This window comes from Acidovorax sp. FW305-C-20-28, from assembly GCF_058783375.1.
Genome location: NZ_JBYSYM010000009.1, coordinates 133,454 through 155,159, shown reverse-complemented (window position 1 = coordinate 155,159; position 21,706 = coordinate 133,454). Strand labels below are relative to the sequence as shown.

The window sequence follows — 21,706 nt, the reverse complement described above, 5'->3', positions numbered from 1 at the left end:
AAAAACCGCAGACTATAGCAATGATGCAGGTCAATCCCCCACATCGTGAATGGGCATGAAAAACGGGGCCGAAGCCCCGTTCTTGCGCTTCCACAGCGTAGCCACCCGGGAACGCCTCAACCCCGGAAACGCTAAAGATCGCCCAAATCGGGAAATCTCGCACGACCTACGCCAGGGCCCCCGTGCAAGGGCCGCCCCGCCGCACTGGGGGCGTCCCCCTTCCCGACTCGCTAGCGAGTCGAGAGAAGGGGGAAGGCGCGAAGCGACTCAGGGGGATGTACTCTATTCAACCCACCCACTTGCGGGCGTTGCGCCAGATGCGCATCCACGGGCTGAGCTGGCTGCGGTCGCCGCTGGTCCAGCTCATCTGCACGTTGCGGAACACGCGCTCGGGGTGCGGCATCATGGCGGTGAAGCGGCCGTCGGCCGTGGTCACGGCGGTGAGGCCGGCAGCGCTGCCGTTGGGGTTGAAGGGGTACTGCTCGGTGGCCGCGCCATGGTTGTCCACGAAGCGCATGGCGGCGATGGCCTTGTCGGCATTGCCGCGGTAGCGGAAGTTGGCGTAGCCCTCGCCGTGCGCCACGGCGATCGGCAGGCGGCTGCCGGCCATGCCCTGCAGGAACAGGCTCGGGGATTCAAGCACTTCGACCATCGACAGGCGGGCCTCGAAGCGCTCGCTCTGGTTGGTGGTGAAACGCGGCCAGTCCTGCGCGCCGGGGATGATGTCGGCCAGTTCGGCAAACATCTGGCAGCCATTGCACACGCCCAGGCCGAAGGTGTCCGTGCGGCCGAAGAAGCCCTCGAACTGCGCGGCCAGCACCGGGTTGAAGGTGATGCTGCGCGCCCAGCCGATGCCGGCGCCCAGCGTGTCACCATAGCTGAAGCCACCGCAGGCGACCACGCCCTTGAAGTCGGCGAGCTGGGCCCGGCCGGTCTGCAGGTCGGTCATGTGCACGTCGTAGGCCTCGAAACCCGCTTCGGTGAAGGCATAGGCCATCTCGATGTGCGAGTTCACGCCCTGCTCGCGCAGGATGGCGACCTTGGGGCGCGTGAGGTTGAGGTACGGCGCGGCCACATTGTCGGCCGTGTCGAACGTGAGGTGCACGTGCATGCCGGGGTCGGCCGGCGCGCCGGCAGCGGCGTGCTCGGCGTCGGCATTGGCGGGGTTGTCGCGCTGCTGGCAGATCTTCCAGCTCACGGCGTCCCAGACCTGGTGCAGGTCGGACAGCGGCGCGCTGAACACGGCCTTGGCATCGCGCCAGACCTGCAGCTCGCCCTTGCCTGCGTCGATGGTGGACGATGCGGGGCGCGTCTTGCCCACGAAGTGGCTGAAGCGCGACAGGTTGTGCTCGCGCAGCAGTTGCATCACTTCGTTGCGCTCGGCCGTGCGCACCTGCAGCAGCACACCCAGTTCTTCGTTGAACAAGGCCTTGAGGGTCAGTTCTTCACGGCGCGCGCTGACCTGGTTGGCCCAGTTCTTGGCGTCGCCGGTTTCCATGCGGCTGTCGCTGATGCCGTCGCCTTCGGTGACCAGCAGGTCCACATTGAGCGCCACGCCCACATGGCCGGCAAAGGCCATTTCGGCGGCTGCGGCCAAGAGGCCGCCGTCGCTGCGGTCGTGGTAGGCCAGGATCTGGCCCTTGGCGCGCAAGGCGTTCACGGCGTTGACCAGGTTCACCAGATCCTGCGGGTCGTCCAGGTCGGGCACCACGTCGCCGCTTTGCTCCAGGGTCTGGCCCAGGATGCTGCCGCCCATGCGGCTCTGGCCCTTGCCCAGGTCGATCAGCACCAGGGTGGTGTCTTCCTCGGTGGCGTTCAGTTGCGGGGTCAGCGTGCCGCGCACGTCGGCCAGCGAGGCGAACGCGCTCACGATCAGGCTCACGGGCGAGGTGACCTTCTTGGTGGCGCCCTCGTCCTTCCACTGGGTGCGCATGGACAGCGAATCCTTGCCCACGGGGATGGAGACACCCAGCGCCGGGCACAGCTCCATGCCCACGGCCTTGACCGTGGCGTACAGCGCGGCGTCCTCGCCGGGCTCGCCGCAGGCGGCCATCCAGTTGGCGCTGAGCTTGACGCGCGGTAGCTCGATGGGTGCGGCCAGCAGATTGGTGATGGCTTCGGCCACGGCCATGCGGCCCGAGGCGGGGGCGTTGATGGCGGCCAGCGGCGTGCGCTCGCCCATGCTCATGGCCTCGCCGGCAAAGCCCTTGTAGTCGGCCAGGGTCACGGCGCAATCGGCCACAGGCACCTGCCAGGGGCCCACCATCTGGTCGCGGTGCGACAGGCCGCCCACCGTGCGGTCGCCAATGGTGATGAGGAAGCGCTTGGACGCCACCGTGGGATGGGCCAGCACGTCGATCACGGCCTTTTGCAGCGGCACGCCGGTCAGGTCCATGGGCGCGAACTCGCGCGCCACGGTGGCCACGTCGCGGTGCATCTTGGGCGGCTTGCCCAGCAGCACGTTCATGGGCATGTCCACGGGCAGCTTCTGGTCGCCGCCGGCCACGGCCGTGTCGTCCAGCACCAGCTGGCGCTCTTCGGTGGCGGTACCGATCACGGCAAACGGGCAGCGCTCGCGTTCGCAGAAGGCCTGGAACTGGGCCAGCGAACCGGGGGCGATGGCCAGCACATAGCGTTCCTGGCTTTCGTTGCTCCAGATTTCCTTGGGCGCCATGCCCGATTCTTCGAGCGGCACCGAGCGCAGGTCGAAGCGCGCCCCGCGGCCGGCGTCGTTGGTCAGCTCGGGGAAGGCATTGGACAGGCCGCCCGCACCCACGTCGTGGATGGCCAGGATGGGATTGGCATCGCCCTGCGCCCAGCAGTGGTTGATGACTTCCTGCGCGCGGCGCTCGATCTCGGGGTTGCCGCGCTGCACGGAGTCGAAATCGAGCTCGGCTGCATTGGTGCCCGTGGCCATGGAACTGGCCGCGCTACCGCCCATGCCGATGCGCATGCCGGGGCCACCCAGCTGGATCAGCAGCGAGCCGGCGGGGAATTCGATTTTCTTGGTCAGGCCGGCATCGATCACGCCCACGCCGCCCGCGATCATGATGGGCTTGTGGTAGCCGCGTTGCACGCCGCCCACGTTCTGCTCGTACTCGCGGAAATAGCCCGCCAGATTGGGCCGGCCGAACTCGTTGTTGAACGCGGCGCCACCCAGGGGGCCTTCGACCATGATCTGCAGCGGGCTGGCGATGTGCTCGGGCTTGCCGACCTCGCTGCCCCAGAGCTTGGACACGGTGAAGCCCGTGAGGCCCGCCTTGGGCTTGGAGCCGCGGCCCGTGGCGCCTTCGTCACGGATTTCGCCGCCCGCGCCGGTGGAAGCGCCGGGGAACGGGGAGATCGCCGTGGGGTGGTTGTGCGTTTCCACCTTCATCAGCACGTGCTGGGTGGCCTCGCTCTTGGCGTAGCCGGGCGTGCCGGCCTCGCCCATGCGGGCGATGAAGCGCTCGACCTGGTGGCCCTCCATCACCGAGGCGTTGTCCGAATAGGCGATCACCGTGTGCTGGGGGGCCAACTGGTGGGTGTTGCGGATCATGCCGAACAGGCTCTTGTCCTGGGCCACGCCGTCGATGGTGAACTGGGCGTTGAAGATCTTGTGGCGGCAGTGCTCGCTGTTGGCCTGGGCGAACATCATCAGCTCGACGTCGCTCGGGTTGCGTGCCAGGCAGGTGAAGGCGTTGACCAGGTATTCGATCTCGTCTTCGGCCAGGGCCAGACCGAAACGGGTGTTGGCGGCCTCCAGCGCGGCACGGCCGCCGCCCAGCAGGTCCACATGCTCCATGGGCGCGGGCTGCAGCTCGGTGAACAGGGCCGCGGCGGCGCTGCGGTCGGCCACCACCGATTCGGTCATGCGGTCGTGCAGCAGCGCTGCGACCTGGGCCACCTGCTCGGCATTCAGCTCGGGCGTGCCACCCAGCAGGCCGGGCTTGAGGGCCACGCGGTATTCGGTGATGCGCTCCACGCGGCGGATGGCGATGCCGCAGTTGCGCGCGATGTCGGTGGCCTTGGAGGCCCAGGGCGACAGGGTGCCCAGGCGCGGGGTAACGACGATGACGGCGCCGCTGTCAGGGCCGGCATAGGGGTCACCGTAGGTCAACAGGGCCGCCAGGCGCTCCTGCTCGGCAGGCGAGACAGGGCTGTCGGTGGCCACCAGGTGCACGAAGCGCGCAGCGATGCCGGTGATCTTGGGGTGGATGGCCTCGAGGGCGGGCTGGAGTTGCTGGGCGCGGAAGGTGCTGAGGGCGTTGCCGCCCGCCAGCGTGGTCATGTGCAAGGTCACGGTAGCGGCCTGTTGGGGGTGTGAGGGGTACGTGGGCACAACCGCCGCCCCGAAAAGTCTGCGCGGGCAGCGGTTAGCCTCCCATTTTAACCGGCCGCGCCCCACCGCATGCAGTGTCCGGTCCGCAATGGGATAATCCCGGTATGACGATCAACATCAAAAGTGCACAGGACATCGAGGGCATGCGCGTGGCGTGCCGCCTGGCGTCTGAAGTGCTGGACTACATCGCCCCCCACATCAAGCCCGGCATCACCACGAATGAGATCGACCGGCTGGCCGCCGAATGCATGGCCCAGCAGGGCACGATCTCGGCCACGGTGGGCTACCAGCCACCCGGCTACCCCCCCTACCCCAAGTCGCTGTGCACCTCGGTCAACCACGTGGTGTGCCACGGCATCCCCAACGACAAGCCTCTGAAGAAGGGCGACATCGTGAACGTGGACGTCACCGTCATCACCAAGGAGGGCTGGTACGGCGACAACAGCCGCATGTACCTCATTGGCGAGACCTCCATCGCCGCCAAGCGCCTGTGCGCCATGACCTTTGACGCCATGTGGCATGGCATCGTGCAGGTCAAGCCGGGCGCGCGCCTGGGCGACATCGGCCACGCCATCCAGAAGTTTGCCGAAGGCCTGGGCTTCTCGGTGGTGCGCGAGTTCTGCGGCCACGGCATCGGCCAGCGCTTCCATGAAGAGCCCCAGGTGCTGCACTACGGCAAGCCCGGCACGCTCGACGAGCTCAAGCCCGGCATGGTGTTCACCATCGAGCCCATGATCAACGCCGGCCGCCGCGAGGTGAAGGAGCATGGCAACGACGGCTGGACCATCGTGACCAAGGACCACAGCCTCTCGGCCCAATGGGAGCACACGGTGCTGGTCACCGAGACAGGCTACGAGGTGATGACCATCTCGGCCGGCTCGCCGCCGCTGCCGTCCTTTGTGACATCCACAAAGACATAAAAAGTCAGCGGGAAACCCGCTGCGCACGACTCTTGCGTGGAACACTGCATGGCCATATCGACTGCAACGCCCCTATCGTCCATGACCGAAATCCACGCCCTGCGGGATGCCTACCGCCGTGACAAGGCGGCACTGATGGCATCCATCCAGGCCACGGGCGCCTCCACGCGCGGCATCCGGGTGCTGCTGCGCAAGCTCTCCACCCTGGCGGGCGATCTGTTGCAGCAGCTGTGGCAGCGCGCCGAGCTGCCGCCCGATCTGGCGCTGGTGGCCGTGGGCGGCTTTGGCCGCGACCAGCTGTTCCCCTACTCCGACGTGGACGTGCTGCTGCTGTTGCCCGACGACCGCGCGGCCGACGGCTGCAACGTGCTGCGCGCGCAGCTTGAAGCCTTCATCGGCAGCTGCTGGGACGCGGGGCTGGAAATCGGCTCCAGCGTGCGCACCATTGCCGAGTGCCTGGCCGAGGCGGCAGCCGACGTGACGGTACAGACCTCGCTGCTCGAAGCGCGCCAGATCTGCGGCAGCACCACGCTGTTCACCCGCTTCCAGGCCCGCTACCGCGCGCAGATGGACCCGCAGGCCTTTCTGGTGGCCAAGACGCTGGAGATGCGCCAGCGCCACAACAAGTACGAGAACACACCCTATTCGCTGGAGCCCAACTGCAAGGAGTCGCCCGGCGGCCTGCGCGACCTGCAGATGATTCTGTGGGTGGCGCGCGCCGCGGGCCTGGGCAGCACCTGGAAGGAGCTGGCCGCCAACGGCATGGCCACGGCCTTCGAGGTGCGCCAGATCGAGCGCAACGAAGCCGTGCTGTGCCTGATCCGTGCGCGCCTGCATGCGGCGGCGGGCCGGCACGAGGACCGGCTGGTGTTCGACCTGCAGACCGCCGTCGCCGAGTCCTTCGGTTACCGCTCGCAGGCGCCCGATGGCTCGCGCCTGCCCATGCGCGCCAGCGAGGCCATGATGCGCCGCTACTACTGGGCGGCCAAGGCGGTGTCGCAGCTCAGCCAGATTTTGCTGCTCAACATCGAGGAGGCGCTCAACCCCTCGGCGCACGAACTGCGCCCCATCAACGAGCGCTTCTTCGAAAAATCGGGCCTGATCGAGGTAGCCAGCGACGACCTGTACCTCAAGGACCCGCACGCCATACTGGAGACCTTTCTGCTCTACCAGACCACGGTGGGGCTCAAGGACCTGTCGGCACGCACCCTGCGCGCGCTGTACAACGCGCGCGGCGTGATGGACGGGGCCTTTCGCAGCGACCCGGTGAACCGCGCCGCCTTCATGCGCATCCTGCAGCAGCCCGCCGGCATCACGCATGCCATGCGGCTCATGAACCAGACCTCGGTGCTGGGGCGCTACCTGTGGGCGTTCCGCGGCATCGTCGGGCAGATGCAGCACGACCTGTTCCACGTCTACACGGTGGACCAGCACATCCTGATGGTGCTGCGCAATGTGCGCCGCTTCTTCATGGCCGAGCATGCGCACGAATACCCGTTCTGCTCGCAGCTGGCCGGCGGCTGGGACAAGCCGTGGCTGCTGTACCTGGCCGCGCTGTTCCACGACATCGGCAAGGGCCGCGGCGGCGACCATTCGCAGATCGGCGCCATGGAAGTGCGGCGCTTTTGCCGCCAGCACAAGGTGGACCGCGAAGACGGCCAGCTCGTCGAGTTCCTGGTCAGCGAACACCTGGCCATGAGCCGCATCGCGCAGAAGGAAGACCTGAGCGATCCAGACGTGATCGCCGCCTTCGCCCAGCGCGTGGGCAACGAGCGCTACCTCACGGCGCTGTACCTGCTCACGGTGGCCGACATCCGCGGCACCAGCCCCAAGGTGTGGAACGCCTGGAAGGGCAAGCTGCTCGAAGACCTGTACCGCGCCACGCTGCGCGCCCTGGGTGGGCGCGCCCCCGATGCCGCAGCCGAGGTCGAGGCACGCAAGCGCGAGGCCCTGGTGCTGCTGGCGCTGAGCGCCCTGCCCTTCGAGGCGCACAAGGCCCTGTGGGCCACGCTGGACGTGAGCTACTTCATGCGCCACGAGGCGGCCGACATCGCCTGGCACACGCGCCACCTGTCACGCCATGTGGGTGCACCCAAGCCCGTGGTGCGCGCGCGCCAGTCGCTGGCCGGCGACGGCCTGCAGGTGATGGTCTACGCGCCCGACCAGGAAGACCTGTTCGCGCGCATCTGCGGCTATTTCGACCGCGCGGGCTTCAGCATCCTCGATGCCCGCGTGCACACGGCCAACAACCAGCATGCGCTCGACACCTTCCAGATCGTGGCGGACGACCAGGCCGGCCACTACCGCGAGCTGACCCACATGGTGGAGAGCGATCTGGTGCATGTGATCGAGGAAGGCGGCCCCCTGCCCGAGCCCACGCGCAAGCGCGTCTCGCGCCGGGTCAAAAGCTTCCCCTTTGCACCGCGCGTCACCCTGCGCCCGGACGAGAAGGCCCAGCGCTGGCTGCTGGCCATCTCGGCCAGCGACCGCGCCGGCCTGCTCTACCTGGTGGCACGCGTGCTGGCCCAGCACCACCTGAGCGTGCAGCTGGCCAAGGTGAGCACCCTGGGCGAGCGGGTGGAAGACACCTTTCTGGTGCAAGGGCCCGAGCTGCAGAACAACGCGCGCCAGATCCAGATCGAGACTGAGCTTCTGCGCGAGCTGTCTTCCTGATCTTCACGCCACCGCAGGCAATTTGTCGAGCAGCTTGTCCAGCGTGATGGGGTAGTCACGCACACGCGCCCCCGTGGCGTTGAAGATGGCGTTGGCAATGGCCGCGCCCACGCCGCACAGGCCCAGCTCGCCCACGCCCTTGGCTTTCATGGGCGAAGAAGTGGGGTCGGTCTCGTCCAGGAAGATGACCTCCTGGTGCGGAATGTCGGCATGCACCGGCACCTCGTAGCTCGCCAGGTCGTGGTTGACGAAGAAGCCCTGGCGCTTGTCCACGGCCAGGTCTTCCATCAGCGCGGCGCCCACGCCCATGGTCATGGCGCCGATCACCTGGCTGCGCGCGGACTTGGGGTTGAGGATGCGGCCCGCCGCACACACGGCCAGCATGCGGCGCACACGGATCTCGCCGGTAGCCGCGTCCACACCCACCTCGACGAAGTGCGCGCCGAAGGTGGACTGCTGGAATTTCTTCTGCAGGTCGCCGTACTCAATGGTGTCTTCCGCCACCAGTTCGCCCTCGCTGGCCGCCTCTGCCAGAGGCACGGAGCGCTCGCCTGCGCGCACCATGCCGCCTTCGAACTGGGCCGTTTCGGACGGCATGCCCAGCTTCTGGGCGATGGCCTCGCGCAGCTTCACGCAGGCCGCATACACACCCGCGGTGGACGAGTTGCCGCCCCACTGCCCACCCGAGCCGGCCGACACGGGGAAGGCCGAATCGCCCAGGCGCACCATGACCTTGTTGACCGGCACGCCCAGCATCTCGGCCGCGGTCTGGGCGATGATGGTGTATGAACCCGTGCCGATGTCGGTCATGTCGGTCTCCACCGTCACCACGCCGCGCGGGTTCAGGCGCACGCGCGCACCCGATTTCATCACCAGGTTGTTGCGGAACGCCGCCGCCACGCCCAGGCCCACGAGCCAGCGGCCATCGCGCACCTGGCCGGGCTCTGCCTTGCGCTGGCTCCAGCCAAAGCGCTGGGCACCGGTGCGCAGGCATTCGACGAGCTGGCGCTGCGAGAACGGGCGCTCGGGCTTTTCGGGGTCGACCTGCGTATCGTTGATCACGCGCAGCTCCACCGGGTCGATGCCCAGCTTGTGCGCCATCTCGTCCATGGCAATCTCCAGAGCCATCATGCCGGGGGCCTCGCCGGGCGCGCGCATGGCATTGCCCTCGGGCAGGTCGAGCACGGCCAGGCGCGTGGCCGTGAGGCGGTGGGCCCCGGCATAGAGCAGTCGCGTCTGGTTCACCGCCGTCTCGGGCTTGCCGTCCGGCAGGTCGCCCGACCAGCTTTCGTGCGCGATGGCGTTGATCTTGCCATTCTTCGAGGCGCCGATGCGGATGCGCTGGATGGTCGCGGGCCGGTGCGTGGTGTTGTTGGCCACCAGGGGCCGCTGCAGCGCCACCTTCACGGGCTGGCGCGCGGCCCTGGCACCCAGGGCGGCCAGCAGCACATCGGCGCGGATAAAGAGCTTGCCGCCAAAGCCACCGCCCACGAAGGGCGAGACCAGGCGCACGCTCTCCTTGGGCATGCCCAGGGTCTTGGCCAGGTCGCCCACGCTCCAGTTGACCATCTGGTTGGCCGTCCAGACGTTGAGCTTGTCACCGTTCCATGCCGCGGTGGTGGCATGCGGCTCCATCATCGCGTGCGACTGGTCGGGCGTGGTGTAGGTGGCATCGTGCTGCACGGGTGCGGCGTCGAAGGCCTTCTCGAAATTCCCCTTGCGGGTGTCGGGTGGCGAGCCATCCTGTTCGGGCGGCTTCTGGGCCGAAGGGCGGGCGGCGGCCAGATCGAAGCGGCCACTGCCACGGCTGTACTGCACCTTCACCAGCTGCGCGGCCGCCCGTGCCTGCTCGAAGGTATGGGCCACGACCAGGGCCACAGCCTGGTGGTAGTGCGCGACCTCGGGTCCGGCCAGCAAGGTGGCCGTATTGAACTGGCCCTTGCCGAGCTTGCCTGCCGTCTGGGCCGTCACGATGGTGATCACGCCGGGCGAGCCCTGCGCGGCATGGAGGTCCATGGATTCGATGCGGCCCTTGGCAATTGCGGCGCCGACCACCACGCCATAGGCGGGGCGGGCGACCGCGTCATGGCGCTCGTAGGCGTAGGGAGCCGTGCCGCTGGTCTTCATGGGCCCGTCGATGCGGTCCGTGGCCTGGCCGATGACACGCAGCTGGTCGATGGGGTTGGTGGTGGCGGGGGTGTCGAATTTCATGGGTCAGCTCCTCGCCTGCGCCAGTACGACCGCCAGGGTGCGCTCGGCCAGCGTGATCTTGAAAGCGTTGTCGTGCCCCGGCTGGGCGCCGGCCAGCAGCCTGGCCGCCGTGGCCCTGGCCCCACTGGGCAGCTCCGCCTCGGCCGCTTCCACGCGCCAGGGCCTGGGTGCCACGCCACCCAGGGCAATGCGGCCGCTGCCATTTCGCTGCACGATGGCCGCCACCGAAACCAGCGCAAACGCATACGAGGCGCGGTCACGCACCTTGCGGTAGATGTGGGCGCCCCCCACGGGCCGGGGCAGCGTGACGGCGGTGATGAGCTCGCCCGGCGCCAGCACGGTGTCCACCTGCGGCGTGGTGCCCGGCAGGCGGTGGAAATCCGCAATGGGGATCACGCGCGTGCGGCCGTCGCCGCGCACCGTCTCTACCTTGGCATCGAGCACGCGCAGGGCCACGGCCATGTCGCTCGGGTGCGTGGCGATGCAGGCCGGGCTGGTGCCAATCACCGCATGCTGGCGCGTCACGCCGCCGATGGCGCTGCAACCGCTGCCCGGCTGGCGCTTGTTGCAGGGCATGTGGGTGTCGTAGAAGTACGGGCAGCGCGTGCGCTGCAGCAGGTTGCCGGCCGTGGTGGCCTTGTTGCGCAGTTGGCCCGAGGCCCCCGCCAGCAAGGCCCGCGAAAGCACGCCATAGTCGCGCCGCACGCGCTCGTGCGCGGCCAGGTCGGTGTTGCGCACCAGGGCGCCGATGCGCAGGCCACCGTCCAGCGCGGGCTCCACCCGGTCGAGCTGCAAGGCGTTCACGTCCACCAGGTGCACGGGGTTCTCGATCTGCAGCTTCATCAGGTCCAGCAGGTTGGTGCCGCCCGCGATGAATTTGGCGCCGGGCACCCGCTCCACTGCCGCTGCAGCCTCTGCGGGCGACTGGGCCCTTTCGTAGGTAAAGGGTTTCATGCTTTCACCCCCGCCACGTCCGCGATGGCATCCACGATGTTGGAGTACGCACCGCAGCGGCAGATGTTGCCGCTCATGCGCTCGCGCAGTTCCTCGGCCGAGAGCAGCGGCTTGGCAGAGAGGTCGGCGCTCACATGGCTGGGGATGCCGCGGTGGATCTCGTCGAGCACGCCCACGGCCGAGCAGATCTGCCCCGGCGTGCAGTAGCCGCACTGGTAGCCGTCGTGCTTGACGAAGGCTGCCTGCATGGGGTGCAGGTTGCGCGGCGTGCCCAGGCCCTCCACGGTGGTGATCTGCGATCCCTCGTGCATCACCGCCAGCGTCAGGCAGGCATAGATGCGCCGGCCATCGGCGATCACCGTACAGGCGCCGCACTGGCCATGGTCGCAGCCCTTCTTGGTGCCCGTGAGCTGCAGGTGCTCGCGCAGCGCGTCGAGCAAGGTGGTGCGGGTGTCCAGCTCCAGCTCGCGCGGCTGGCTGTTCACGATGAAGGCCACCTTTGCGACGGGGATGGGGAACGTGACGCCGGGGGGCTGGGGTACTGGTGGTACCTGGGCATCCACCGGCAGGCTTGCCGTTGCCGAGCCGGTGGCAGCGCCGGCAATCAGCAGGTCGCGCCGGGAGATGGCCGGCAGCGCAGTCGCTGGGTTCATGGTGTGATCCTGTGGGGGCGGATCGATCCATGGTGGTCGCATGCGCCCGCCGTGCCATCGCGGCAGCGTCCTGAATCCATGTAGGACGATTGCCCGCAGCCACACGCTCGGGGCGGGAGGCACCGCAAAAGAGCGTCGCTAACGGACAGCGGAAGGCAGGTAGCCGAAGCGCGCACGGAAGCGCTCGGCAAAGCGTGCGCGCGACTGGTATCCACAGGCCTGTGCAATGCGCGGAATGCTCCACGAAGTGGTCTGTACCAGCATCAAGGCGTGGTGCATGCGGATGTCGACCAGCAGGGAATCGAAGCGCACACGCTCCTGGGCCAGACGCCTGCGCAGGGTGGCTTCGCTCATGGCCAACGCCCGGCCAGCCTCCTGTGCGGTCCAGTGCCGCTCGGGCGCTTCACCAATCAGCGTGCGCAAGCGCCCCGAAGTGCCCTGCTGTGCAGCCGCCCTGAAAAGGTGGCCGCGCTCCGCCAACGCGGCCAGCAGGTCCATCAGGCGATAAGCCAGCCGTTCGTCACTCACATGCGGCCCGCCAGCGCTGTCCAGCACATGCCGCAGGGTCGCCGCGAGGTCTTCGTCCAGCGGCATCTGCCGGAAAGGTGCCACGGCGGCGGCCGTGCCCGCCACCCCGGGCGGCCGGGCGCGGTGGAAGCGATCCAGCAGCTCGGCCGAAAGCGTGACCAGCACCGAACGAAAACGCTGCTCGTCGCCGCCCGGCGCCTTCACCAGCTCCACGCAGGTGTTCGGCTCCACGAGCAGCAGCGAGACCGGAGAGTCCGCCACTGCCCGGCTGCCATGGCCATCGTCCAGTTCCAGCCGGCCCGCCACCACCAGCACCACCGTGGCTTCATGGAAAAGAAAGCGCGGGGTGTGCTGGGGCTGCTTCAGGCATGGCTGGGCCAGGCCGCACAGGCCGCGCCGCAGCACAGGCGCCTCCGGCGGCAGCCGCCAGCCCGGGGCCGCGTCGGCGCCCAAGCCAACGGCTGGCGGCAATGGGCCCTTGGTGATCAAGCGGATGGCACCGCAGGGTTCAGGCTGTAAAGACCGGTGATACGGGCCTGCGCAAGCACGGGGGCCGACGCCAGGGCCTGGCGCACGTTCGCACCGGTCAACGGCCCCTCCACCGCGAGGGTCGGCGCAGCCAGGGCATACACCGTGAAGATGTAGTGGTGCACCAGGGTGTCGTTCCACGGTGGGCAGGGGCCGTCATAACCGTAGTAGTCGCCCTTCATCTGCTCGTCGCCCGCAAACCAGCCGGTGTAGTCGTTGATGCCATGGCGCAGGCCGCCGGGTGCCGCAGGGCCGCTCTTGCCGCGGGGCGTGACGGCGCTCGAATGCGCACCCGCCTCGATCTGCGTGGTGCCGGCCGGGATGTCGAGCAGCAGCCAGTGGAAGAAATCCACGCGCGGCAGCGAGGCGGGCACTTGGCGGCCCTCCTGGTTCACGTCGTCGCCCCGGCTGGGCACATCGGGGTCATGGCAGACCACCACGAACGACTGGGTGCCTTCGGGCGCGCCGCTCCACGCGAGGTGCGGATTGCGGTTGGAGGACAGGGCCACGTGCGATGCCGCATCGGGCACGGCAAAGGCGAATTCGCCGGGAATGGCCTGGCCGTCTTGGAAACTGTGGCTGGTGAGTTGCATGGAAGTCCCATCCTTTGGTTGGTAGTGATGCACGAATCCGGCGACAGACGGTCACCGGGCAAGCATCTGAATTCTAGGGATGCGCTGCGGGGCACGATCTCCAAATCCAATCAAAACTGCCGCTGATCCAGTCAATTTGATGGCATAGGCTACGTCAAGGAAGCTCACTGGGATTCTGCAGGCAGCAGAGCGCGCGTTGCTGGATCTGCATCGAATCGGGCCTCCTGGCGCAGCCAGTCGGGCGCAATGCCCAGGTCCACCAAAACCTTGACAGCCTTGTGGCGGCAGGTCGAGCACGGCGAAAATTCATACACGTCGAGAAGGGCATCGAAGGCTTCGGCGCTCGGATGGGCCTCGCACAAGTCGACGATGTTCGAACCCAGATCGTGGCGCTCCTCGATGTCGCCAACGGACTGCAAACGCGGCACATGCAACACAAAGTCGCCCGCCTCGAAGTTGGCGGTCAACAATCGCATTCCGCCTGCCAAATCTCCATCGGCCATCCAGCGAAGTGCCAGGCCGCGCAGGGCCGGGTGCCGAGTAGACCTGACGGCACGCATGGCGGCCATGTTCACCGCCGGATCCGGGTGGTCGAGCCAGGACAGCAATCGGTTGTCAAATCGCGGCACGCCCCGCTGGGCGAAGCATCTCAGCAAGCGCGTGGCATGTCCCGGCTCTTGCACGTCCAGCAGCGCGAGAAAGACCACCTCCAGCGCAGAGGCTTTTGCCCGCAAGGCCCACTGCCTGAACCAATGACACGGATCCTTGGGATGGTTGCGTGCATAAGCCACAACCTGCTCCGCCGTGAATGCCGCAGCATCCGGCGCGCTGGGGTGATCGCTGCGCAGAGCACGGGTTTCAGCCAGCACCTGCAAATAACGCCCAATGCACGGGTCTGCCACGGCTTCGCGCTCCAACACCGCAAGCGCCGCAGGAGCGCCTCCCGACATCTTGCATTGCTCGACAAGTCCATCGTCCACCCAGAAGCGAGGATCTTCCTGGCTCCATCGGCCCATCTGCCTGGCGACATGCACCAGGCCTTCCATGCCATCCAGCGCCACGATGTCGTCGGCAGCAATCACATCGGCAGAGGTGCCTGAAAGGCGCACCAGCGATGCATACAGCAGCTGCCGGGCCTCCGACGCCCCCTCAGCAGCAAACTCTCTGAGCATTGCGCTGCGGTGGTCGAGGTCTCTGTGATTTGCTTGCGGCGGCCGATGCACCAGTGAGCCAATGGCCTGAATGACCCTTGCCTCCAGCTGCGCGCACGCCACTATGGAGCGCAGCCAGGGCGCCCTCTCTGCCTCGCATTGGGGATCATGGGTTTGGCACTCCAGGCAGGCGTCGATGATCTGGCGCTCCAGACCATGCGCCCCATGGGATTGCACATGCTGCAAGGCACGGCCGTGCCCCCTGCGCAATGCCAGGGCAAATGCGGCCGGGTCCAGCGGAACGCCTGGAGCTTTCATGCGCACGGAGCCCTCGCATTGCCGTAGCCCGGCGAGCGGGTATCTCTCAGCATCCCGCCGTACACTTCCCCGCCGCATCGAACTCCATCACCTTGCCTGACAGCGGTATGTGCACGGGCATCTTCACCGCCTTGATGAAGGCCTCGGTCTTGCTGCCGGGGCGCACCTTGCCGTTGATGGTGCCGACCTCGTTGGCGTGCGAGGCGATGACGGATGCGGGCTTGACCAGCTCGTTCATCACGAAGGCCGATTCGGCCGGGCCGGTGGTGAAGCCGTCGCCCATGTTCATCACGGCCAGCTTTGCCTTGTAGTAGTCGCGCACCACGCGCTCCTGGTCGGCCACGATGCCGGTGTCGCCCGAGAGGTAGACCACCAGGCCGTTGCTGAAGGTCAGCACATAGCCCGTGGCCAGGCCCACGTCGCCGGCCAGGCCGGCGTCCTTCATGGCTTTGCCCAGGTCTCCGCCGATGTAGTCGGGGTCCACGCCGTTGCTGTGCATGGCGGTGACGGTGGCAATGCGGATGCCGTTCTGCGTCACGCTGCCGCCGAAGCGTGCCAGGATCGAATCGGCCGGGTTGCCGCCGTTGGCCCGCAGCTTGGCAGCGAAGAACGGGGGCATTTCGCTGCCGGTGATGATCTTGGACTTCTTGGCCAGCGCGATGTTCACGGTGAGCGAATTGGGCATGGCCGAGACGGACATGTCGGGCGCGGCGCAGGTGCCGGCATTGGGTGCCCGGGTGTGCGCGTTGCCCACGTGGTCGCCGTGCATGTGGCTCACCAGGATGATGTCGATCTTGCCCAGGCGCGGGTCGTCGGCGCCGGCCACGGTGCGGCCGGGGTCATAGAGAACGCGCGTGCCGTTCGGGTCTTCGAAGACCAGTGCCCGGTCCTGCACGCAGAACTCGCCGTCGATGCCGCCCAGCGGCGTGATCTTGACGGTTGGCCCGGCGGCGGGCGCCGATGCGGGCACCGCACAGGCCACCAGTGCAGCGCAGGCAGCCAGCACGGCACCTGCGGCCAGAAGTCGGTTCAAGCTTTTCATGGCGAATTCCTCAAGATGGGTAGGTACAGAGGGGACCCGGGGGAAGAACTATCCGCGGGCCGGCGCCACCGCGGCACCTTCGATGCGATGGCGCCGCAGGGCATCGGCGACGAAGCCCGAGGCCTTCATCTCCTCGATGTAGGCGCTCAGCCAGGCCTGCGCCGCCGTGCGGCCCTTGGGCACGCCCATGGCCTGCTCGATGACCATGAAGCGGCCCGGCAGCATGCGCACGCCACCGACGCGGCGCGCATCCATCTCCAGCTGCTGGCGCACGCCGGCGGCCACGTCCAGATTCTCCGACAGGAAGGTGTCGATCACCGCAGGGGAAGTCGGTGCGCGTACCAGAGTGGCAGCCTTGATCTCGCGTGTGAGGTACAGGTCGTAGGCGCTGCCCTTGCCAACCGCGATCCGCGTGCCGGCCCTGTCCACCTCGCCATTGGTGCGCAGCGGCGAGGCGTCGCGCACCAGGTAGGCGCCTTCGATGATTACGTAGGGGGCGGTGTAGTCGGTGTCCGCCCCGCGCACCGGGTCGATGGCGACAAAGGCCAGATCGACCTGCTTGCTCTTCACGGCTTCGACCACCAGGCCGGCGGCATTGAACGGCACCAGCTCGATCGGCAGGCCCAGGCGCCGCGCGGCCTCGCGCGCGAGGTCGACGGACACCCCCGTGGGTTCGCCGCCCGGGCCGCGCGCAGCGAGGATGGGGTTGCCGAAGTTGATGGCGGCGCGCAGCGTGCCTGTGGGCGCCAGTTCGGCCGCAGCGGCCCGTGCGTCAGGCAGGTTGCGGTGGGAGGCAGCGCACCCGGCCAGGGAGAGAAGAGCGCCCGCGGCGCAGAGTGATCGGCGGGTGGTGTCCATGGCGTCTGCTTCCTTTTCCCTTCTTGATGCCCGTCACGCGGCCTTGCCCACGTTGAGCACGATCTTTCCGGTGTGCCCGCCGGCCTCCATCAGCGCCTTGGCCTCGGGCAACTGGAGCAGATCGAGCACGCGGTCGATCTGCGGCCGGATGCGGCCCTCGGCGAAATGCGGCATGACCTCGGCGATGAAGCGCGGTATGGCCGCCGAGCGCTGGGCCTTGCTGCGCAGCTTGTTGGACACACCAAACACCGCCAGCCGCTTGGCATGCAGCGCACCCAGGTCGATGTCGGCGTTGATCACGCCGTCCACATAGCCGACCGTGGCCAGCCGGCCCTCGAACGCCATGGCGCGGATGTCTTCGGCAAAGACCGTGCCGCCCACCACATTCACCACCAGGTCCGCGCCATGCTGGGCCGTAGCCTCCATCACGGCGGGTGCGAAATCGGCGGCGCGGGTGTGCAGCGCCACGTCCAGGCCGAGCGCACGGAGACTGGCCAGTTTTTCCGCGGAACCCGAGGTGCCGATCACCTTGGCGCCCAGCACCTTGCCCAATTGCAGGCTGGCCACGCCCACGCCCGAGGACACGCCGTTGATCAGCAGCCATTCGCCCGCCTGCAGGCGCCCCTGCAGCACCAGCATGTCATAGGTAACCAAAAAGGTGAGCGGGATCGACGCCCCCTCCTGCCATGTCATGGCGGGCGGCATCGGGATGGCCTCGACCATCTCCATGAGGGCGAATTCCGAGAAGCCGCCCACGCACCGGCCCATCACGCGGTCACCGAGCGCAAAGCCCTGCACCCCGGCGCCCAGCGCCACCACCTCGCCAGCGCCCTCACCGCCTATCGCCTTCCAGCTGCCGGCCTTGCCATGCAGGCTATGGCCGACGACAAATTCGCCCCGGTTCAGCGAGGCCGCGTGCATGCGCACCAGCAGTTGCCCCGGGCCTGCCTCGGGTACCGGCACATCGCGCAGTTCCAGCGCGGTGCCCGCATCGGTCATCTGCATCCAATAAGACTGCATGGTCTTGCTCACCTTTCGATGTCTCCGTATTTCGCAGTGTTGCGCGTCGCCCTCTGTCTCGAAATCCATCATAGCGAGGGCTGGCAGAGCACCGTGAGCGTGCGCACGTCCGGCATCGAAGCCAGCGACCAACAGGCCGCAGTGATGTCGCGCGCCTTTGCCGCACCCAGCACCGGCACGGCCAGCGCGTGGAACTTGGCCTCCAGCATGGCGTCGGTCAGCGGGTTTTCCAGCGAACCGATGGCGTGGTCCACGCGCACCCGCACGCGGCTGCCGTCCTTGAGCACGGCCGTCATCTCCACGGCTGCCTCGTCGATGGCGTCGTCCACGCTGGCCTGCACTTTGTTGCGCAGCGCCACGACCTGGGGGTCGGTCACCACCGCATCGGCAAACTCCTCCTCACCCGCCCGGCCGTGGATCAGGCCGACGGCCACGCCGTGGTACACGCTGAACTTGCCCTGCAGCCCGTCTTTGGGCTCCTTCTTGCCGGTCAGCTCCAGCACCAGCGAGTGCACCTTGAGCTCGATGCACTCGACCTGGTCTGGTGCCACGCCCTTGGCACGCAGCTGCACACTGGCGTCGATGCTCGGGTGGATCACGATGCCGCAGGCAAAGGGCTTGTAAGTGTTGAACGAGATCTCGAAGCGCTGGCCCAGCTCGCTCGTGATCTCGTTCCAGTCGCGCTTGTCCGAGGCCACCTGCATGAAGCCGCGCGGGGCCTCCAGCGCGCGCGGGCTGGCGGTGAAGCCCCGGCTGGCCAGCAGTGCCGACACCAGCCCCGCGCGCGCCGCGCCGCCGGGATGGAAAGGCTTGGCCATGGTGCCGAACTGCTCGCGAAAGCCCACCGGTTGCGAGGCGGCGATGCCCAGCGCCATGGCAGTCTGCTCGGCACCGAGCCGCAGCACGCGCGCGCAGCCCGCCGCCGCGCCCAGCATGCCGGTGGAACCGGTGATGTGCCAGCCCCGGTCGTAGTGCTCGGGGTACATGGCATTGCCCACGCGGCAGGCCACGTCGATGCCCAGCACCAGCGCATCGATCACCTCGCGCCCGCTGGCGCCCCGTTGCTCGGCCAGCGCCAGCACGGCCGAGGCCACGGGGCCGGCGGGGTGGATGATGGTCTTGAGGTGCGTGTCGTCGAAATCGAAGGTGTGCGAGGTGATGCCGTTGAGCAGCGCGGCATTGGCCATGTCGACCTTTTCGCGCCGGCCCAGCACGGTGGCCTGGGCGGCGGGCTCCAGCATCTGTATGGCCGACAGCGCTGCGTCTGCGGCCTCGTGCCGCGCCGCGCCGATGGCGCAGCCCAGCCAGTTGTAGAAGGTGCGGTGCGCCTCGTGCTCGACGGCGTCGCTCCAGCCCTTGCTCGGGTGTGCGGATGCGAGGTTCGCCAGGATGGAGGTCACAGCGGGTGCCGATGTGTCGGCGGCTACGTGGGTGTTGCGTGCCAAGGTAGGTTCCTGTCTGCGGTTCACTGTTCATCGAGCTGGATTTTTCGCGCGCTGGCCAGACGGGTCCACCGCGCAATGTCTTCGCGCATGTACTGGCCGAACTGCTCGGGCGCCATGGGCCAGGGCTCCACCGCCTCACCGGCGAGTTTCTCGGCCAGGTCGGGCGCCCTGAGGATCTGCACCAGCGCCTCGTTGAGCCGCTGGACGACGTCCGGGGGCATGCCGGCCGGGCCGACCGAGCCATACCACTGCATGGCGTCGAAGCCCTTGAAGCCGGCTTCCTCCATGGTCGGCACGTCCTTGAGCTGCGGGCTGCGCTGGCGGCCGGTCACGGCCAGTGCGCGCAGGCGGCCCGAGCGCAGGTGCGGCAGCGCGGCCGCGAGCCCTGGGAACACCGCCTGCGTCTGGCCACCGAGCACGTCGTTGATGGCCGGTGCGATGCCCCGGTAGGGGATGTGCAGCATGAAGGCGCCTGTCTCCTGCTTGAGCAGCTCCATCGTCAGGTGCGTGAGCGAGCCCTGCCCGGCCGAGCCATAGCTCACCTTGCTGGGGTTGCGGTTCACGTAGTCGATGAACTCCTTGATGGTCTTCGCGGGCAGGTTGGCGCTGATGGCCAGCACGTTGGGCGTGGCGCCGATCATGCCGACCGGCGTGAAATCCTTGACCGCGTCGTAGCCCACCTTGCGCGTGGCCGGCGTGGTGCCGTGCGTGGCCACGTAGCTCTGCATCAGCGTGTAGCCGTCCGGCGAGGCGCGGGCGGTGGACATGCAGGCGACCACACCACCGCCACCGCTTTGGTTGTCCACCACGAAGGCTTGGCCGAGCTGCTTGCCCCAGCGCTCGGTGACGACGCGCGCGATCATGTCGCTGCCCCCGCCCGCAGCGACGGGCACCAGGTAGCGGATCGGCTTGTTCGGGTAGGCCTGCGCCAGCGCCGTGCTGCCCAGGCCGGGCAAGGCGATCGCGGCCGAGGCTGCCTGCAGCAGCAGTTGGCGTCGCTTCATGGGTGCTTGTCTCCTGTTATGGAGCGCATCTTGAAGGCCCAGGCCAGCTGCTGTAAATTGCAACTTTCTGAGGTTTTATTGCATGTTCTGCATGAATAGCTGGGGTTTGCCGTGCTGAAGCCGTCGCTGGCCGATCTGCGCGCCTTCGTCACCGTGGGCGATCTGCAGAGCTTCGCTGCGGCCGCCAAGGCCTTGCACCTGTCGCAGCCTGCGCTGTCGCGCCGCATTTCGCACCTGGAAGACCTGCTGGGCGTGCGGCTGTTCGACCGCACGACACGCACCGTGCACCTCACCTTGCTGGGCCGCCGCTTTCTCGAGCAGGTGCGCGGCCAGGTCGATGAGCTCGACCGCTGCATCGCCAGCCTGCGCGATGCGGCCGGGCTCGAAGCGGGCGACGTGACCATCGGCTGCGTGTTTTCGGCCGTACACCACTTCCTGCCGCCCCTGATCAAGGCCTTCCGGGCACAACATCCCCAGGTGCTGGTGCGCATCATCGAAGAAGGCGCCGACGAGGTGCTGGAGTCGGTAAAGCAGGGCGAGGCGGATTTCGCGCTCAACTACATCGGCATGCAGGACCCGGACCTGGAATTCACCCCGCTGCTGAAAGAGCCTTACGTGCTGGCCTGCCCGAAGGAACATCCGCTGGCCGGGCGCCGATCCGTGCGCTGGGAGGAACTGGCCGACTACCCGCTGGCCCGCGTCTCGCACGCAAGCCGCAACCGGCTCTTCATCGACCAGGCATTGGCCGAACTGCCGCCCCTGCCGCGCCCCGTGTGCGAGGTGCGGCATGTGTCCACCCTGATCGGGCTGGTGGAAAACGGGCTGGGCGTGGCCGTGGTGCCGCAGCTCACCCTGCCGCGCCGCTCGGCTTCGGTGGTGGGCGTACGGCTGGAAAAGCCCGAGATCGCGCGCACCATCGGCATGCTGCAGCGCAGGGGCCGCAGCCTGTCGCCGGCAGCCGCGGCATTTGCGCAGTTGTTGACGAACACAAGCCAAAAGACGGTCATGGCCGTCAAGCCGATACGGCCGCCGAAACCAAGCCGCGCGCCGGCATGAGAAAGCGGCCATGCGCCACCCGCTTCATTCAAGCCGGGTGGAATCAAAAAATACAAAAGCGACAAAACAAAAACAAAAGGGTCAGCAGATGGATATCTGCTGACCCTGATGAATATGGCGGAGTGGACGGGACTCGAACCCGCGACCCCCGGCGTGACAGGCCGGTATTCTAACCAACTGAACTACCACTCCTGGTAGATAGCTTTCACCTGCATCGTGCGACACAGGCCAAGCGCTACAAACTTGGCGACCCTACGGGGATTCGAACCCCGGTACTCACCGTGAAAGGGTGATGTCCTAGGCCTCTAGACGATAGGGTCATAACCTTGGAACTAACCGACTAACCAAAAAAACCGTGGTGGAGGTAAACGGGATCGAACCGATGACCTCTTGCATGCCATGCAAGCGCTCTCCCAGCTGAGCTATACCCC

At 67.6% G+C, this 21,706-nt stretch carries 15 protein-coding genes and 2 tRNA genes; 3 read left to right on the top strand and 14 right to left on the bottom strand.

Going from position 1 to position 21,706, the window contains the following annotated elements:
- Positions 1-286: 286 nt before the first annotated feature.
- Positions 287-4,282, bottom strand: a complete 3,996-nt coding sequence (gene purL / locus AC3WOH_RS12960) for a phosphoribosylformylglycinamidine synthase (RefSeq protein ID WP_492229732.1) — start codon at positions 4,280-4,282, stop codon at positions 287-289.
- Positions 4,283-4,425: 143 nt separating this feature from the next.
- Here purL and map point away from each other — a divergent pair, with 143 nt between their 5' ends.
- Complete coding sequence (gene map, locus AC3WOH_RS12955) at positions 4,426-5,241, top strand: type I methionyl aminopeptidase (RefSeq protein WP_492229731.1); 816 nt, start codon at positions 4,426-4,428, stop codon at positions 5,239-5,241.
- A gap of 81 nt (positions 5,242-5,322) precedes the next feature.
- Positions 5,323-7,914 (top strand): [protein-PII] uridylyltransferase, encoded by a 2,592-nt coding sequence (locus AC3WOH_RS12950; RefSeq protein WP_492229730.1) that lies wholly within the window; start codon positions 5,323-5,325, stop codon positions 7,912-7,914.
- Positions 7,915-7,917: 3 nt separating this feature from the next.
- Here the strand turns inward: AC3WOH_RS12950 and paoC are convergent, their stop codons facing one another.
- The 11 genes from paoC to AC3WOH_RS12895 all read right to left on the bottom strand — a co-directional run bounded on the left by paoC (position 7,918) and on the right by AC3WOH_RS12895 (position 20,219).
- Entirely contained in the window at positions 7,918-10,125 is a 2,208-nt protein-coding gene (gene paoC, locus AC3WOH_RS12945) for an aldehyde oxidoreductase molybdenum-binding subunit PaoC (RefSeq protein WP_492229729.1), read from the bottom strand.
- A gap of 3 nt (positions 10,126-10,128) precedes the next feature.
- Positions 10,129-11,079 carry an FAD binding domain-containing protein gene (locus AC3WOH_RS12940; RefSeq protein ID WP_492229728.1) on the bottom strand — a complete coding sequence of 317 codons (951 nt, stop codon included), beginning with the start codon at positions 11,077-11,079 and terminating at the stop codon, positions 10,129-10,131.
- Entirely contained in the window at positions 11,076-11,732 is a 657-nt protein-coding gene (gene paoA, locus AC3WOH_RS12935) for an aldehyde dehydrogenase iron-sulfur subunit PaoA (RefSeq protein WP_492229727.1), read from the bottom strand. The genes AC3WOH_RS12940 and paoA overlap by 4 nt, the downstream gene beginning before the upstream one ends.
- A gap of 138 nt (positions 11,733-11,870) precedes the next feature.
- On the bottom strand, positions 11,871-12,749 hold the full coding sequence (locus AC3WOH_RS12930; RefSeq protein WP_492229726.1) for a helix-turn-helix transcriptional regulator: 879 nt from the start codon (positions 12,747-12,749) through the stop codon (positions 11,871-11,873).
- Entirely contained in the window at positions 12,746-13,381 is a 636-nt protein-coding gene (locus AC3WOH_RS12925; protein ID WP_492229725.1) for a YbhB/YbcL family Raf kinase inhibitor-like protein, read from the bottom strand. The genes AC3WOH_RS12930 and AC3WOH_RS12925 overlap by 4 nt, the downstream gene beginning before the upstream one ends.
- 164 nt (positions 13,382-13,545) lie before the next feature.
- Positions 13,546-14,856, bottom strand: coding sequence for a hypothetical protein (locus AC3WOH_RS12920; RefSeq protein WP_492229724.1), 1,311 nt, complete (start codon positions 14,854-14,856; stop codon positions 13,546-13,548).
- Positions 14,857-14,896: 40 nt separating this feature from the next.
- Positions 14,897-15,892, bottom strand: a complete 996-nt coding sequence (locus AC3WOH_RS12915) for an MBL fold metallo-hydrolase (protein ID WP_492229723.1) — start codon at positions 15,890-15,892, stop codon at positions 14,897-14,899.
- A gap of 48 nt (positions 15,893-15,940) precedes the next feature.
- The gene (locus tag AC3WOH_RS12910; RefSeq protein ID WP_492229722.1) at positions 15,941-16,750 is read right to left on the bottom strand and encodes an ABC transporter substrate-binding protein; all 810 of its coding nucleotides are present in this window, start codon (positions 16,748-16,750) and stop codon (positions 15,941-15,943) included.
- Between the two features lie 33 nt (positions 16,751-16,783).
- Complete coding sequence (locus AC3WOH_RS12905) at positions 16,784-17,770, bottom strand: quinone oxidoreductase family protein (RefSeq protein ID WP_492229721.1); 987 nt, start codon at positions 17,768-17,770, stop codon at positions 16,784-16,786.
- A 68-nt stretch (positions 17,771-17,838) separates the two neighbouring features.
- Positions 17,839-19,215 (bottom strand): MmgE/PrpD family protein, encoded by a 1,377-nt coding sequence (locus AC3WOH_RS12900; protein ID WP_492229720.1) that lies wholly within the window; start codon positions 19,213-19,215, stop codon positions 17,839-17,841.
- Between the two features lie 20 nt (positions 19,216-19,235).
- Positions 19,236-20,219: a Bug family tripartite tricarboxylate transporter substrate binding protein gene (locus AC3WOH_RS12895; protein WP_492229719.1), complete on the bottom strand. Its 984-nt coding sequence runs from the start codon at positions 20,217-20,219 to the stop codon at positions 19,236-19,238.
- 111 nt (positions 20,220-20,330) lie between these two features.
- Between AC3WOH_RS12895 and AC3WOH_RS12890 the strand changes: the two genes are divergently transcribed.
- A complete protein-coding gene (locus AC3WOH_RS12890; protein ID WP_492229718.1) occupies positions 20,331-21,275 on the top strand; it encodes a LysR family transcriptional regulator in 945 nt (314 codons plus the stop codon).
- Positions 21,276-21,390: 115 nt separating this feature from the next.
- Here AC3WOH_RS12890 and AC3WOH_RS12885 read toward each other — a convergent pair.
- Both AC3WOH_RS12885 and AC3WOH_RS12880 read right to left on the bottom strand, forming a co-directional pair.
- Positions 21,391-21,467 (bottom strand) — tRNA-Asp (locus AC3WOH_RS12885).
- Positions 21,468-21,519: 52 nt separating this feature from the next.
- Positions 21,520-21,595 (bottom strand) — tRNA-Glu (locus tag AC3WOH_RS12880).
- Between the last annotated feature and the right edge of the window lie 111 nt (positions 21,596-21,706).